Genomic DNA, 14249 nt, shown 5'->3' with positions numbered 1-14249 from the left:
CGCCTCTGCGGTCAGTGATTGTCCGGACGATATCCAAGTCGGAGACCACCCCAGTGCCTGCCATTTACATAGATTGGAACAGCAAGGTCGTGCATGATCTCACCTGTATCGCGGCGGTATGTTTGCAGCAACATGTTCTCTTTGTGACTACCACAACGAATAGCCGTTCGGTCTCTGAACAGCCGCTTACTCCGGCTGCGCATCAGATCAACCTCAGGGTCACCGGTAAGTTCGTGGGCGAACTCACGATTATGAGTAGGTATATACCCATCCGGTGACTGCGCCGCCGCGTAAACCAGCGCCGGATGCGACTCTTTTATCCGTTCCTGCACAACAGGCAGGCTCTTGTCGGTAAAAGAGTCGAAACTGCTTGAGTATTTCGCCGGCTGAGTGCCCGGGATCGGAGTTCTCGTTTTATCAAACAACCTGCTTTCAGTCAGCGTGCCTTCGCGGATAGCCTCCTCAAACATCCGGCCAATCTGCTCTGCACCACTTCGCGCCTGATCGTAGAAGAACCTGTGATAACTTGAGCCACTGTTCAGCGCAAACGCCGCATTAGCCACTTCTGCAAGCTCCATCAATGTGGATGCCTGCTCCGCCATTGAGGCAACACTGTCATCACTCTCCGAGATCTGGTCCCTGACGGTTTCAATGGCTGAGAACACGTGTGTCAGGCTGATCTCATTGGCCTGATCTATCTCGGCAATGCGTGCCACCTGCTGCTGAACACGATTTGACTGATCCCGTATCTGGTCAAGCCGTTCGCCCACCGTCTCGACCGACGCAAGCCCTTCCTCGACACTCCGGGCAAGATCCTCAATGCGACTGACGATCAGTACTGTATCTGACCGGATTTCCTGCAGTGTTTCGGCAACCTCACCGGTGGCCTGGGCGGTACGACCAGCCAACTGCCTGACTTCATCCGCAACCACCGCAAAGCCGCGCCCCTGGTCTCCTGCCCGGGCAGCTTCTATGGCTGCATTGAGCGCCAGCAGGTTAGTCTGCTCCGCAATGCTCTGGATAGTGGTGGTTACACCCTGAATTTTGTTGGATTTTTCATTCAGTGCCTGGATCAGGCGCAGATTCTCACTGGATTGCTCATGCACTTCCCGTATGCTGTCAATTGCTGTTGTCAGCGCTTCCCGCCCTTCTGTGCTGGCTTCTCTGTTTTGCAGAGCCATGGTGGCAGCGTTGGTGGCCTGCTGGGAAGACTCCCTGACAGTTTCAGTAATCTGTCCCGCGTAATCCGCCATCTGGGCAGTTTCCTGAACCTGAAGGTCCAGGCGCAGCTTTAGCTGGTCTGCGGCATGGGACACCTGAGCGGCAGAAATGGCGTTCCTGTCAGCACTTCCCGAGAGAGTTTCTATCAGTGCACGCCCGGCTTTGGCATCTGAAATCAACTGTTGGCATTGAGTCTGAAGCGGATGATCATCCGCAAGAGTTCCATCATTAAGAGCTTTAAGCCCAAGTTCTGCCGGCCCGAGAACCCGAACAATAATGAACCCACTGGCGCCCACAAGGCCAACCACAAGTCCGATCAGTATTGACGCAAGGTCAAGACCTAACACCTGCGCCACCAGCGCACAGACGACTGCAAAAATAACCGCAATCGCCATTCCCCATATGATTGAAGCACGGTCCAACAACGCCATACAAACCTCTTCTTTATTGTTGCTTTTGCAAACATTTTGTTATTTAAGGCCATAACGGACTATCGGAGACTAGAGAACAGCCAAAAATTAATAACTGATACTTTAGTGTATTTTTTCAGCTTATCGGCGGGGGAATACATTTCTGAAACAAAAAACCGCAAACCCGGCTCACACAGTTACGATGCAGGCCGGGTTTGCGGTATTTTCTGGCAGTCTGAAAGTGAAAATCAGGCGCCGATTACACCACCGTCGTCACGGGTAACTATCACAGTGGCATCACGGGGGCGGTCCTCACTGGCATTGGGCCAGTTGCTTCGAGGGTGCTGAATGTTCACAAACATGGTTTTGCTGTCCGGAGTCGTTACTACACCAGTAACCTCACATCCAGAAGGGCCAACAAAGAACCGGCGGATTTCCCGGGTTTCCGGATTCGCTGCAAGCATCATCTGGTTGCCGTAGGTATCGTTGCTGTAACCGTCAGTCTGGATCCAGAGGACACCATTGTAGTCAAACCAGAGACCGTCCGGGCTGTTGAAGATATTGTCATCTGTCAAAGAAACAACTACATCGCCATCGACAGAGGTTTCCGTTCCCTGCTCACCTGCGAACACGAAAATATCCCACTCGAATGCGGTAGCGGCATGATCGTTACCAGCTTCCTTCCAACGAATAATGTGCCCGTTGCGGTTCTCCACGATCGGATTCGCGGCGTCAGTTTCTGCTTCAGTCCGCTGACTGTTGTTCGTCAGGGTGAAATACACTTCCCCGGAGTTGGGATCAACAGCCCCCCACTCAGGGCGATCCATCGGAGTAGCGCCAGCAATATCAGCTGCAAGGCGGGTATTGACGATCACATCGGCCTGGTTTTCGAAACCGGCAAACAATATTCCACTGCGGCCCACTTCCGTTCCTTCTGCAGCGGCCACCTTGGATGCAAAACCCGCATCATCCAGAGACAGGGTAAGCCATTCGCCGGAGCCGTCGTCGTTGAATCTGGCAACGTACAGAGTACCTTCGTCCAGCAACGAACCATTCGCCGTGGCTGCGTTGTAGGGCCGGGCAGTAACAAATTTGTAGATATATTCGTAACGGGAGTCATCGCCTGAGTAGCAGACAACCGGCTGACCTTCCGTAACAGGTGCGAAGATGACACCCTCGTGGCCAAACCGACCAAGAGCTGTGCGCTTCTGGGGCTTGCTCTCTGGTGCAAACGGGTCGATCTCAACCATATAGCCGAAGGTGTTGGCCTCATTCCGGTAGTCCGTCTCGGCTGTGCCACCATCCTGTGGCGTGACGTTAAAACGCACGTACTGATCCAGACCGCTATCCGCCAGCTCCCAATCGTACCGGGAACTGCTGCCCACGCCATGACGGACATACTCACGGGGCCGGTCTGCCGCACTGGTGGCGAAATAGCCATGCCAGTTTTCTTCCGCGGTCAGGTATGTGCCCCAGGGAGTAGGCCCCATAGAGCAGTTATTCAGAGTTCCACGAGTTTCAGTGGCATTAAGGCTGTATGGGGTTACCAGCTTGCTGTATCCGCGAGCAGGCCCGCGGAGATCCATAGCTGTACCACCGGTGATGCGACGGTTATAGGGGCTGCCGAAAACGACATCCCATTTACCTTCGCTGTTCTGTTTGATGTGCACTACCGAGACACCGTGGGCCGCAATCTCCTTACGGACCTCATCAGCAGGGCGGAAACCACCGTTATCACCCGAATCAGTAGCGCCATTAGCGTGCAATGCGCTCTGGTTAATGTACTCGTGGTTCATCACCAGGAGTCCTTCGGAAGAGGCACTGCCGCCACTCTTCAGATCAATCGGATAAAAGTGCATGCCATCATGATGCATGCCTACCTGCTGCTCCTGCTCGGCGCCGGTATTGGTGCCATCGGCACGATATTCGGGATAGGAACCGGTGATCGGTGTTCCCCAGGGCAGGAATGCCTCGGAACTGTATCCCTCAGGAACAACTACAGTATTTGCGCTGGAGACAGGTACAGCCTTGAAGCCCAGCTCGGTTGACGACGAACTGCTCCCCCCGGTTGTTCCGGAGCTTTTGCTATCACTGCTGCCACAACCGGCAAGGCTAACTCCCATGATGCTGGCCAACGCAGCCCCTACGCCACCCTTCATAACAGTACGTCGCTGCATGCGGGCAGCCATAACTTCATGAAAAGGTGTGTTATCAGAATGGTTAACTACCGGTTCGTAGTCAGGGTCCAGATAATTGGAATCTATGTGATGTTTGGCCATGTTATGTCTCTCTTTGTCTCTCGATGCTCAACAAACGGGTGTGTTTCCGAGAGCACAGTGTTAGCGAGAAGCATGACAATATAGAGACACTAAAAAGACAGAATGGTTAATCCTGATGCCAACTCAGAACTGGTCCACTCCTGCCTTGCAGACTGATCAGTACTGTTATAAATAAACCGGATCCGATTCCCTGAAAACAAAAAGGGCGGCCTGAAAATTCATGGCCGCCCTCTTCCGGGATCTAAAAACGAAGAACCTTATTTGGTTATTTCATCATAACCTTCTTCGATAGCGTCGCCTGCATCCTCAGCAGCATCGCCCATTTCTTCGCCGGCATTTTCAGCACCTTCCTTCATTTCACCCATTACGCCTTCGTCCTGGCCTGTAGCTTCCTCGTAGGTCTCTTCGACCGAGTTGCCGGCATCGTCCATCATTTCTTCAGCGTTGTCAGCGGCCTTGCCAAAATCGGCCCCCTCATTATCTTCGGAGCTGCAGGCAGCAAGCCCCAAAGTCAAAAACATAAGAAGTGCGCTGAGAGTTAACTTGTTCATAACATATCCCTCTGTTGGTAAACGTTTGCAACCGTAAACAGGGTACGGACATGTCCGGTGCCACACAATTACCTGCCGATTACCTTTTATTTAACCGGCCACGCCAGAAATTCTCTGACCGTCAAGCATCAGTACCCGGTCAAACGGCAACATGATCCCACGCCTGAGAAGAATAAAATCCTGACCAGCCCGACTGAACACATCACGCACTGCATCATGAGCCATACAGACCTGCCCTGCGCCGTCGCGGTACACAATCTCCAGAAGCTGCGCACTGGATACATATTCCCGAAGCCTTTCAAGGACCTCGCCGGGAGCTGCAGAAAACGAAGTATTCGGAGCTGTCATGGCCTGTCCATCCTTATATTTATTGTTTTGTCCTGAAAGTCTGGTTCAGATCCTGAGACTCTGCCAATTAATTGCTTTTTGTCATTTTGTACCGGTCTTCGGAGGCAGGGTTCAGGGGGAGGTGTGCAGAAAATGCTGCCGAGTAGCCCTCCAGGGGCCATTCGACAGCTTGGAGTTTGGGTGGCTGGTCTTACCTTCCTTTGAAGACTGCGTTTCGTCTTTCAAGGAATGACTGAATACCTTCTTTAACATCTTCGCTTGCCATCACTGGCTGCAAATCCGGGAACAACCTCTGCCTGGCCGCTTCCTGGCCTTCGCTTACAGCAATTTTCGACGATCTCAGACTACCTTGCACACCCAGCGGTGCAGCATTGGCTATCTTCTCCGCAATTTCCAGAGCTGCACTGAACTGCTGGCCCGGCTCAACCAGTTCCTGTATCAGGCCCCAGTTATAAGCCTGCTCTGCCGTCCATTCGTCGCCTGTCAGCAGATAACGCTGAGCGTTACCCCAGCCGATTTCACGTTGCAGGCGAATAGTGGCGCCACCACAGGCAAAGATGCCGCGTTTGACTTCCAACTGGGCAAAGCGAGTGCCTTTGGCCGCTACGCGGACATCTGTGTTGAGCATCATTTCAACACCGCAGGTGAAACAGATACCCTGAGCTGCGAAAACAACCGGTTTACTGAGGCCGTCACCGGTTATATGAAACGGATCCAGCTCGCCTTCACCCGGCTCTATACCACTGCCGTTTGCGAACACGCCTGACCAGTCATCCAGCTGCAGGCCGCTGGTAAAGTGATCGCCTTCCGCATACATCAGCCCCACTCTCAGGCCCTCATCGTGTTCCAGCTGATAATAGGCCGCAGCTATCTCATGATACATAGCCCGGTTCATGGCATTCATTTTTTCCGGACGATTTAGCCCTATGAGCAGAATATGACCTTTCTTTTTGACGTTAACCAAAGACATCAGAACCACTCCGTCTTCATGTTCAGGCAGGTATCATCCATATTTCGCAACAACACCAGGTCCTGGGCAACTGTCGGCAATTCCCAATGGAAGAAGTACTGGGCGGCCTGGAGTTTTCCCTGGTAGAAATTACGCTCGTCATCACTGCTTGCAGACGCCAGTGTCCGGGCGGCGGCGTTGGCCTGGCGCAGCCACATCCAGGCTACGATGATATGACCAAACAGATGCAGATAGCAGGAGGCATTTGCGAGAGTTTTATCCACCTCGCCGCCCATGAGGGATTTACCCAGGCTCTGGGTAACTTTGACAGCCTGCTGCAGGGTTTCACTCAGTGACAACGCCCATTGCTGACAACGATCAGTTGTCGCTGCCTCCAGATCTACCTGCATTTCCTGCATCAGCAGTTGCAAGCCATGGCTCTGATCCTGCCAGATTTTACGGCCAAGCAAATCCAGGCCCTGAATGCCGGTGGTGCCTTCGTGAATCGGGTTCAGTCGGTTGTCACGCCAGCACTGCTCCACAGGGTATTCCCGGGTGTAACCGGCACCGCCGTATACCTGGATGGCCAGGTCGTTTGCTTTCGGGCCATGCTCGGAAGGCCAGGTCTTGATGATAGGCGTAAGCAGATCAAGCAGCTTGCCAACTTCTTTGCGCTTTTGTTCATCCGGGTGGGTGTGCTGATCGTCCATCAGCCGGGCGCCATACAGGCAAAGTGCCAGCCCGCCTTCACTGTAGGCTTTTTGCGCCAGCAGCATCCGGCGCACGTCAGCGTGCTCAATGATCGGCACCTGGGGGCTTTCCGGGTTCTTTTCGGAAGCCTTGCGGCCTTGCAACCGGTCTTTTGCGTATTCCAGACTATGCATATATCCGCGATAGCCGATCACTGCCGCACCAAAGCCAACACCAACCCGGGCTTCGTTCATCATCTGGAACATGTATTTCAAACCCTGATGGGGCTCGCCCACCAGATAGCCATGGCAGGGCGCATCGTCACCGAAACTAAGCGCTGTGGAAGTAGTGCCGCGGTAACCAAGTTTGTGAATCAAACCGGCAAGACTGACGCCATTGCGGTCCATCGGATTACCATCGCTGTCTACGCGGAACTTGGGAACGATGAACAGGGAGATACCCTTTACACCGGCCGGAGCGCCTTTGATTTTGGCGAGCACCATGTGAACAATGTTTTCAGTAATGCTCTGTTCACCTCCGGAGATGTAAATTTTCGCGCCTTTGATCAGGTAGTGGCCATCGTCCGTTGGCGTGGCGGAGGTGCGGATGTCTGCCAGCGACGACCCGGCATGGGGCTCGGTGAGTGCCATGGTTCCGGAATAACGGCCGCTTAGCATGTTAGGCAGGAAGCTGCTCTTCTGAGATTCGTTGCCGAAAACCCGAATGAGGTTGGCGGCAGCGGCGGTCAGAAAAGGATAGCCTGCGGTTCCCGGGTTAGCGGCTGTAAAGAAGCCATTACAGGCAGCCATCACACTTTCAGGAAGCTGCATGCCCCCCAGTTCATAATCGTAGCGACCTGCAATAAAACCGGCGGCGGCGTATGCGTCGAAGGCCTGCTTTACTTCGGGCAGCATTTCTACCTGGCCGTTAACGAACCTCGGTTCGTCTTTATCAGCTGCGCTGTTATGACTGGCAAATTTTTCCCGCGCCATTTTATCGGCAGTTTCAATGACAGCATCGAAGGTATCGCGACTGTGTTCACTGAAACGGTCACGACTGATCAAGGTTTCTGTATCAAGAACTTCGTATAGCTGGAACGCCAGGTCGCGGCGGTCTATCAGAGTATCGGTCATTTATGCAGCTTCCTTGTGGCTGACTGGAGCATTTATGGTTGAGTACAGGCTCTCACAACCGGGTTTTCGTGGGAACCGGCGTTTGTGACATCTCCATGGCCAAATCCTCCAGCTCTCATCTGGCCCGGGTTATGCATCAGATTGTCCCAAAGGCCACTGTCCGGATGTTTCCGTAAAGTATACTGACAGGTGCCATATGGGAGAGAGACCATGACCGTATCAACTCAACAAACACAGTTTGAAGTTCTGAACCGTCTGTACAACATGAAGCTGGAACAGATTGAGCAGGCCAGCCGCCAGGGTCACAGCCTGCGAAATCAGGTTCTGGAGGCTGAGGCTGAAGCCATTTTCAAAGCACTTAAATCGGCCCGATGATACTAAAGATCTGCATAAAATTGCCTTATAGTGCCCCTTCGCGTCACTTTTCAGGACTACGCCGGCACTTGATTCATCACAAGTTGACTTGACCTGCGAGCCCGGGCACGTATTATCAGTTTCCAGGTTTTACTAACGGAGCAACCATGACCGCAAGGTCCTTCGGCTGCATGCAAAGCAACCGCCCCCCTATTACCGCTGACATCGCGCGGCATCGCGGGCGTTTACCTTATTTCCCAGACCCGCCAGCCTCCCGCTGATTCAACTGCTGTCACTCTCCATGACCGCCTGGCTGTAACTTATGCAAGGTGACTGAGCGGGGACTAGACTCAGGCTTATACGCCACATCCATTCATAAAAAAGAAAGCCGCTAACGAGGTTGCGATGTCGCTACCGCTGGTTGTACTACTGCCGTTTCTGGGTGCCATCGCGGCGCCCCTGTTTGCCCAGGGAGGGCGAACCGCTATTGCAATAGCATCATCTGTTCCTGCGCTGATTGCTCTGGCAGCGCTGTTTCCACACTGGTCTGTTCTTGCTGCTGGCGGCACCGTAGTGCACAGCTATGAGTGGCTTCCTGTTCTCGGGCTTTCTTTCAGTTTCCGGCTTGACGGGCTGGCCCTGTTGTTCGCACTGCTGATACTGATTATCGGCCTCCTGATCATTCTCTATGCTCACTATTACCTGAAAGCAAAAGAGAATGTCGCCAAGTTCTACTCCCTGCTCCTGTGTTTCAAAGGTTCAATGCTGGGCATAGTCCTTTCTGGCAACCTGTTGCTGATGCTCATTTTCTGGGAGCTCACCAGCCTGACCTCATTCCTTCTGATCAGTTTCTGGACTCACAAACAGGACGCACGCCGCGGTGCCAGGATGGCACTGGCGGTAACCGGCGGCGGCGGTCTGGCCCTGCTGGCCGGCATTCTCCTCATCGGCAATATTGTCGGTAGTTTTGAACTGGATGATGTACTCGCTGCCGGCGATCAGATAAAAGCCCACGCCCTGTACCCGGTGGCACTGACCCTGGTTCTGCTCGGGGCCTTCACAAAATCCGCCCAGTTCCCTTTCCACTTCTGGCTGCCCCATGCCATGCAGGCGCCCACTCCGATCTCTGCTTACCTGCACTCTGCCACCATGGTCAAGGCTGGCATATTTCTGATGGCACGCCTTTATCCTGCGCTGGCTGGAACTGAACAATGGTTCTATATGGTCAGCTTCACCGGCATGGCAACCATGCTGCTGGGCGCTTATATCGCTATGTTCAAGCACGACCTCAAGGGGCTGCTCGCGTATTCGACCGTCAGCCACCTGGGCCTGATCACGCTGCTTCTGGGCATGGGTACCCAGTTGGCCGCAGTTGCTGCCATATTCCATGTAATCAACCACGCAACCTTCAAAGCATCACTGTTCATGGCAGCGGGCATCATTGATCATGAAACCGGCACCCGGGATATGCGCAGGATCAACGGGCTTTGGCGCTACATGCCCCACACAGCCACTCTGGCAATGGTTGCCGCCTCGTCCATGGCCGGTGTCCCTCTGCTGAACGGCTTCCTCAGCAAGGAAATGTTCTTTGCCGAGTCCCTGCAGCTCAACCTTCCCGGCCTCTGGGCCTGGCTTCCGCCGATTGTCGCCACCTTGGCAGGCATCTTCGCCGTCGCCTACTCGGCCCGCTTCATTCACGACGTTTTCTTCAACGGGAAACCCGTGGATCTGCCTAAATATCCGCCCCATGAGCCCCCCCGTTACATGAAAATCCCGGTGGAGATTCTTGTGTTCGCCTGCATCATGGTGGGCGTATTTCCCGCAGTGTCCGTAGGGCCGCTGTTATATTCAGCGGCATCTGCAACCTTAGGCGGCAATGTACCCGATTATCAGCTGGCGATTATCCACGGCTTTAATCTGCCCCTGCTGATGAGCTTCATGGCCTTCTTCGGCGGCCTGCTTATGTACAGCCAGCGCAAGCGCTTTTTCGCTTTCCATGCCCGTTTCCGGGAAATCGATGAAAAAGCCGTGTTTGAGGCTTTGGTATCAAAGGTTGTAAATCTGGCAAACCGCTTTACCGGGTGGGTCGAAAATGGCTCTCTGCAACGCTACGCCATGCTACTGGTTCTGAGCGTTATTGCTGTAACCGCTCTGCCCCTCGCTGACAACGGCATTTATGTCGGCGAGAATGGGCTGAGCCCCGTTGACTGGCCCACGGCGATAGCGGCCGGTGTGCTGATCATAGCTGCACTGGCAACGGTCGTCTGGCATCGGGAGCGCTTTTTTGCACTGATACTACTGAGTGTTGTCGGCCTGATAGTGGCGTTGGCGTTTGCGCGCTTCTCCGCCCCGGACCTGGCCATGACGCAGCTCTCCGTGGAAGTTGTCACCATTGTTCTGTTGATGCTTGCGCTCTATTACATGCCATCCTGGACGCCCATGGAGAGTTCAGGAACTCAGCGTATCCGCGACATTCTGATTGCTCTTGCAGTTGGCACGGGGATGACCCTGATAACACTGACGATGCTCACCCAACCGTTCAGTAGCATTTCTGAATTCTTCCTGGAAAACAGCAAGCCGGGGGGCGGTGGAACCAACGTAGTCAACGTGATTCTGGTCGACTTCCGGGGCTTCGACACTTTAGGCGAAATAACCGTACTGGCTATTGCGGCGCTTGGCATTTACTCCATGCTTAAAAACACAGCCTTAACCCCTCCCCCGGGAGATGGTTTGGGCCATGCCTGGACACGTGATCAGTACCCGTTGATGCTAAGGCAGATTGCCCGGCCCATGCTGCCACTGGCACTTCTGGTCTCTGCCTATATTTTCCTGCGCGGACACAACCTTCCTGGCGGTGGTTTTATCGCTGGCCTGATTACTTCGGTCGCACTGATTCTTCAGTACATCGCCAGTGGCATGATCTGGACTCAGGATCGCATTCCCTTCCGGTACCATAACGTTATTGGTCTCGGGCTGTTGTTTGCGACCGTTGCCGGAGCCGGCAGTCTGGCCTTCGGCTACCCCTTCCTGACAACCGCATTTGGCTATATTACCTGGCCGGTTGTAGGCAAATTCGAAGTTGCCTCGGCACTGGTGTTTGACCTGGGCGTTTACCTGGCAGTAATTGGCGCCACCCTGCTGGCACTCGTCAGCATTGGCCGGCTATCGCCTCACTCTGCCATCAAGAGTCAAAAGGAGGGCGTGTAATGGAACTGCTATTTGCACTGGTTATCGGTGCCTTGACGGCATCCGGTGTTTATCTGTTACTGCGCGCCCGCACCTTCCCCGTGGTTATGGGGCTGACCCTGCTCTCTTACGGCGTCAACCTGTTTCTGTTCGCTACCGGGCGGCTGGCTACCGGCCAGCAACCGGTCATAGGAACTGCCGCCAGTTATTCTGATCCATTGCCTCAGGCACTGGTTCTCACGGCGATCGTTATTGGTTTTGCTATGACGGCATTTCTGGTGGTTCTGGCCCTGCGAAACCTGGCAGACAACGAAAACGATCATGTGGACGGCCAGCAAGAAAATACACCGGCCGCTTCGAAACAGGAACAGGAGGTAACCAGTAAATGACTCACTGGCTTATCGCTCCGATTCTGATACCGCTGCTCGGCGGCATTCTGCAGGTTTTCATGGGTTACGCGCCCATCGGCCTGCGCCGCACCCTGGCAATTACCACCACCGTGCTGATGCTGGCGTCTGCGGTTGTACTGCTCGTACTCGCCAGTGATGACAGCTATCGCATCTATGCATTCGGCAACTGGCAGCCGCCCTTTGGCATTGTTCTGGTTCTTGACCGGCTAGCTGCACTGATGCTGGTGCTGACGGCAATTCTGGGACTGTTCTGTCACATCTACGCCAGTGGTGGCGCCGATGAAGGCAACAGGCAGTTTCACACCCTGTTCCTGTTCCAGCTGATGGGGCTGAACATAGCCTTTCTCACCGGCGACCTGTTCAACCTGTTCGTTGCCTTTGAAGTTCTTCTTATCGCGTCATACGGGCTGCTCATGCACGGCGGCGGCACGACGCGAACCGTTCCCGGACTCCACTATGTCGTTCTGAATCTGGTGGGTTCTGCTTTGTTTCTGATTGGTGTCGGCATGATTTACAGCGCCACGGGCACACTGAACATGGCAGATCTGGCTGTAAAAATTCCCCAGGTATCTGGCAGCAACGTGAACCTGGTGAAGGCTGGCGGCATGATGCTTCTGGTGGTTTTTGGTCTGAAGGCCGCAATTCTTCCACTGTGTTTCTGGCTGCCCAAAGCCTATGCAAAAGCAACCGCCCCTGTCGCAGCTCTTTTTGCAGTTATGACCAAGGTGGGTATTTACGCGATTATAAGAGTTTTCCCGCTGATCTTCGGAGAGGGTGCAGGGGAACTGGCAAATCTGGGCATGGACTGGCTCTTCCCCCTGGCCCTGATCACCCTGAGCATGGGCGTTATTGGAGCTCTTGGCGCCAATAACCTGAAAACGCTGGTAGCCTGGCAGGTGATTATTTCTGTAGGAACGCTGCTTGCGCCCATCGCACTTGGCTCTGAGGCAGGTCTGTCAGCAGCCCTGTTCTATCTGGTCAGCACCACCTGGACGGTCGCAGCCCTGTTTCTGGTTTCCGAGCTGGTCGCAAGCCAGAGAGGCCTGGCCGCAGACAACATCGTTCCTGCCCCCAGGATGCACCACCGTACGTTTCTGAGTGTGTTGTTTCTTATCGGTGCCGTAGCCGCGGGCGGCCTGCCGCCACTCAGTGGCTTTTTCGGCAAGCTACTAATTCTTCAGTCCGTTGAACCCGGCGTAGAAATGGCCTGGCTATGGAGCGTACTCATGGTTGGCAGCTTCTTTACGCTTATCGCATACAGCCGCGCAGGCAGTATTGTTTTCTGGCGGAACCTAGACGGTCACGTGGAATCGCCGGCTCCCCTGAACAACAGAGTGTCTATATCTACCGGCATTCTGACCTGCATGACCATGGTGATCGTTGTACTGGCCGGGCCTCTGAGTGACTACACCCGCGCCACCGCCGAGCAATTGCACAACAACAGCGGATACATCAATATTCTGCAGACTCCCGTACATGTACCGCAGAATCCGATAGTGGGGGAGAAAAACTGATGTTCGATCGCCTGAGTTTTCCTCAGCCCTGGCTGAGTCTGATTCTCTTCCTTACCTGGCAGATCCTGAGCGATGGCATATCCGGTGGCAGCGTCGTTCTCGGGCTTGTCCTCGCCTGGCTGATCCCTCAGCTCACTCACGGATTCTGGCCGGAGCGCCCCGCTTTCGTAAAAACCTGGCGTATGCCTGCCTATGCGCTGCGAGTTTTGAAAGATATTGTGGTGGCCAGTTTTTCTGTGGCCTGGCTCATACTCAGCCCTCGCCCGCCTCGCCCGGCGTTTGTTTGCTACCCATTGAAACTTGAACACCCCCTGGCCATATCCATTCTCGCCAGCACCATCTCACTTACGCCCGGCACCGTAAGCGCGGATATAAGCGATGACAACAAGACCCTACTGATCCACGCGCTGGATGCCACGGATGATCAGGAAGTTATTGATGCGATATACAACCGCTATGAGAAGCCGTTGATGGAGATGTTTCAATGATAACCACTGCTCTGTACCTCACCATCGGGATGGTGACCCTGGCGGCGTTGCTGAATGTCTACCGTCTGATCAAGGGCCCGGACGAGCCCGACCGGGTTCTGGCAATAGATACGCTCAATATCAATGCTATTGCCCTCATAATTTTACTGGGCATTACTCTGGGCACACGAATGTATCTTGAGTCTGCCTTGCTGATCGCGGTTATGGGGTTTGTCAGTACCGTGGCCATGGCAAAATATCTCAAGCGGGGTAGTGTCATTGAATAAGCATCTCACTCAATCCGTCAGACCATATCAGCCCATGCGCAGAGGAGAGGACTCATGAGCCCGTTTGCAGAATATGCTATCTCGGCCCTGTTGCTTTTTGGCGGTGCATTTACACTGATAGGTGCCATAGGTCTGGCCCGGCTGCCAGACTTTTATACCCGGCTGCATGGGCCAACCAAGGCAACCACCGTTGGGGTAGGAGCCATCATGCTGAGCTCGGTTATCTACTTCAGTGCCATGGGCGAGGAGATCGGCATCTCCGAAATACTGATCACTGTCTTTCTGCTCATGACCGCACCGGTGAGTGCCAATATACTGGCCAAAGCGGCCATGCATATAGGTGTACAAACCATGAAAAATACCCAGGGTAAACCCTGGGAGCAGTAGCAACCGTCAGACCAGCGCTCTCCTCAGGCTTTAACAACGACATGCAGCGAGCTTTCGGTTTTA

Annotated in this window: 13 protein-coding genes; 7 read left to right on the top strand and 6 right to left on the bottom strand. The window is 54.1% G+C overall.

All coding sequences use genetic code 11. The features are described from left to right. Positions 1-11: 11 nt before the first annotated feature. The 6 genes from CPA50_RS03500 to CPA50_RS03475 form a co-directional block, all read right to left on the bottom strand. A complete protein-coding gene (locus tag CPA50_RS03500) occupies positions 12-1652 on the bottom strand; it encodes a methyl-accepting chemotaxis protein (RefSeq protein ID WP_096781074.1) in 1641 nt (546 codons plus the stop codon). A gap of 227 nt (positions 1653-1879) precedes the next feature. Next, on the bottom strand, positions 1880-3910 hold the full coding sequence (locus tag CPA50_RS03495) for a PhoX family protein (RefSeq protein ID WP_096781073.1): 2031 nt from the start codon (positions 3908-3910) through the stop codon (positions 1880-1882). Between the two features lie 257 nt (positions 3911-4167). After that, positions 4168-4461 (bottom strand): hypothetical protein, encoded by a 294-nt coding sequence (locus CPA50_RS03490; protein WP_096781072.1) that lies wholly within the window; start codon positions 4459-4461, stop codon positions 4168-4170. A 90-nt stretch (positions 4462-4551) separates the two neighbouring features. Then, positions 4552-4809, bottom strand: coding sequence for a hypothetical protein (locus CPA50_RS03485; RefSeq protein ID WP_096781071.1), 258 nt, complete (start codon positions 4807-4809; stop codon positions 4552-4554). A 190-nt stretch (positions 4810-4999) separates the two neighbouring features. Further along, positions 5000-5779: a crotonase/enoyl-CoA hydratase family protein gene (locus tag CPA50_RS03480; RefSeq protein WP_096781070.1), complete on the bottom strand. Its 780-nt coding sequence runs from the start codon at positions 5777-5779 to the stop codon at positions 5000-5002. After that, complete coding sequence (locus CPA50_RS03475; protein WP_096781069.1) at positions 5779-7581, bottom strand: acyl-CoA dehydrogenase; 1803 nt, start codon at positions 7579-7581, stop codon at positions 5779-5781. Before CPA50_RS03475 ends, CPA50_RS03480 begins: the two co-directional genes overlap by 1 nt. 210 nt (positions 7582-7791) lie before the next feature. Between CPA50_RS03475 and CPA50_RS19415 the strand changes: the two genes are divergently transcribed. The 7 genes from CPA50_RS19415 (at position 7792) to CPA50_RS03445 (ending at position 14186) form a co-directional block, all read left to right on the top strand. Beyond that, on the top strand, positions 7792-7956 hold the full coding sequence (locus tag CPA50_RS19415; protein ID WP_179397146.1) for a hypothetical protein: 165 nt from the start codon (positions 7792-7794) through the stop codon (positions 7954-7956). A gap of 384 nt (positions 7957-8340) precedes the next feature. After that, positions 8341-11142: a monovalent cation/H+ antiporter subunit A gene (locus CPA50_RS03470; protein ID WP_096781068.1), complete on the top strand. Its 2802-nt coding sequence runs from the start codon at positions 8341-8343 to the stop codon at positions 11140-11142. Continuing rightward, complete coding sequence (locus tag CPA50_RS03465) at positions 11142-11510, top strand: Na+/H+ antiporter subunit C (RefSeq protein WP_096781067.1); 369 nt, start codon at positions 11142-11144, stop codon at positions 11508-11510. Before CPA50_RS03470 ends, CPA50_RS03465 begins: the two co-directional genes overlap by 1 nt. Further along, positions 11507-13045: a monovalent cation/H+ antiporter subunit D gene (locus CPA50_RS03460; protein ID WP_096781066.1), complete on the top strand. Its 1539-nt coding sequence runs from the start codon at positions 11507-11509 to the stop codon at positions 13043-13045. The genes CPA50_RS03465 and CPA50_RS03460 overlap by 4 nt, the downstream gene beginning before the upstream one ends. Then, a complete protein-coding gene (locus CPA50_RS03455) occupies positions 13045-13533 on the top strand; it encodes a Na+/H+ antiporter subunit E (RefSeq protein ID WP_096781065.1) in 489 nt (162 codons plus the stop codon). Before CPA50_RS03460 ends, CPA50_RS03455 begins: the two co-directional genes overlap by 1 nt. Further along, a complete protein-coding gene (locus CPA50_RS03450; RefSeq protein WP_096781064.1) occupies positions 13530-13799 on the top strand; it encodes a K+/H+ antiporter subunit F in 270 nt (89 codons plus the stop codon). The genes CPA50_RS03455 and CPA50_RS03450 overlap by 4 nt, the downstream gene beginning before the upstream one ends. A 54-nt stretch (positions 13800-13853) precedes the next feature. Continuing rightward, entirely contained in the window at positions 13854-14186 is a 333-nt protein-coding gene (locus CPA50_RS03445; RefSeq protein WP_096781063.1) for a Na+/H+ antiporter subunit G, read from the top strand. Positions 14187-14249: the final 63 nt, after the last annotated feature.

This window comes from Marinobacter sp. ANT_B65 (genome assembly GCF_002407605.1).
Taxonomy (GTDB): domain Bacteria; phylum Pseudomonadota; class Gammaproteobacteria; order Pseudomonadales; family Oleiphilaceae; genus Marinobacter.
This window is presented reverse-complemented; position numbering and strand designations above follow the sequence as displayed.

Coding starts and splice junctions, on each gene's coding strand:
- CPA50_RS03500 (WP_096781074.1), bottom strand. CDS start 1,652: ATGGCGTTGTTGGACCGTGCTTCAATCATATGGGGAATGGCGATTGCG.
- CPA50_RS03495 (WP_096781073.1), bottom strand. CDS start 3,910: ATGGCCAAACATCACATAGATTCCAATTATCTGGACCCTGACTACGAA.
- CPA50_RS03490 (WP_096781072.1), bottom strand. CDS start 4,461: ATGAACAAGTTAACTCTCAGCGCACTTCTTATGTTTTTGACTTTGGGG.
- CPA50_RS03485 (WP_096781071.1), bottom strand. CDS start 4,809: ATGACAGCTCCGAATACTTCGTTTTCTGCAGCTCCCGGCGAGGTCCTT.
- CPA50_RS03480 (WP_096781070.1), bottom strand. CDS start 5,779: ATGTCTTTGGTTAACGTCAAAAAGAAAGGTCATATTCTGCTCATAGGG.
- CPA50_RS03475 (WP_096781069.1), bottom strand. CDS start 7,581: ATGACCGATACTCTGATAGACCGCCGCGACCTGGCGTTCCAGCTATAC.
- CPA50_RS19415 (WP_179397146.1), top strand. CDS start 7,792: ATGACCGTATCAACTCAACAAACACAGTTTGAAGTTCTGAACCGTCTG.
- CPA50_RS03470 (WP_096781068.1), top strand. CDS start 8,341: ATGTCGCTACCGCTGGTTGTACTACTGCCGTTTCTGGGTGCCATCGCG.
- CPA50_RS03465 (WP_096781067.1), top strand. CDS start 11,142: ATGGAACTGCTATTTGCACTGGTTATCGGTGCCTTGACGGCATCCGGT.
- CPA50_RS03460 (WP_096781066.1), top strand. CDS start 11,507: ATGACTCACTGGCTTATCGCTCCGATTCTGATACCGCTGCTCGGCGGC.
- CPA50_RS03455 (WP_096781065.1), top strand. CDS start 13,045: ATGTTCGATCGCCTGAGTTTTCCTCAGCCCTGGCTGAGTCTGATTCTC.
- CPA50_RS03450 (WP_096781064.1), top strand. CDS start 13,530: ATGATAACCACTGCTCTGTACCTCACCATCGGGATGGTGACCCTGGCG.
- CPA50_RS03445 (WP_096781063.1), top strand. CDS start 13,854: ATGAGCCCGTTTGCAGAATATGCTATCTCGGCCCTGTTGCTTTTTGGC.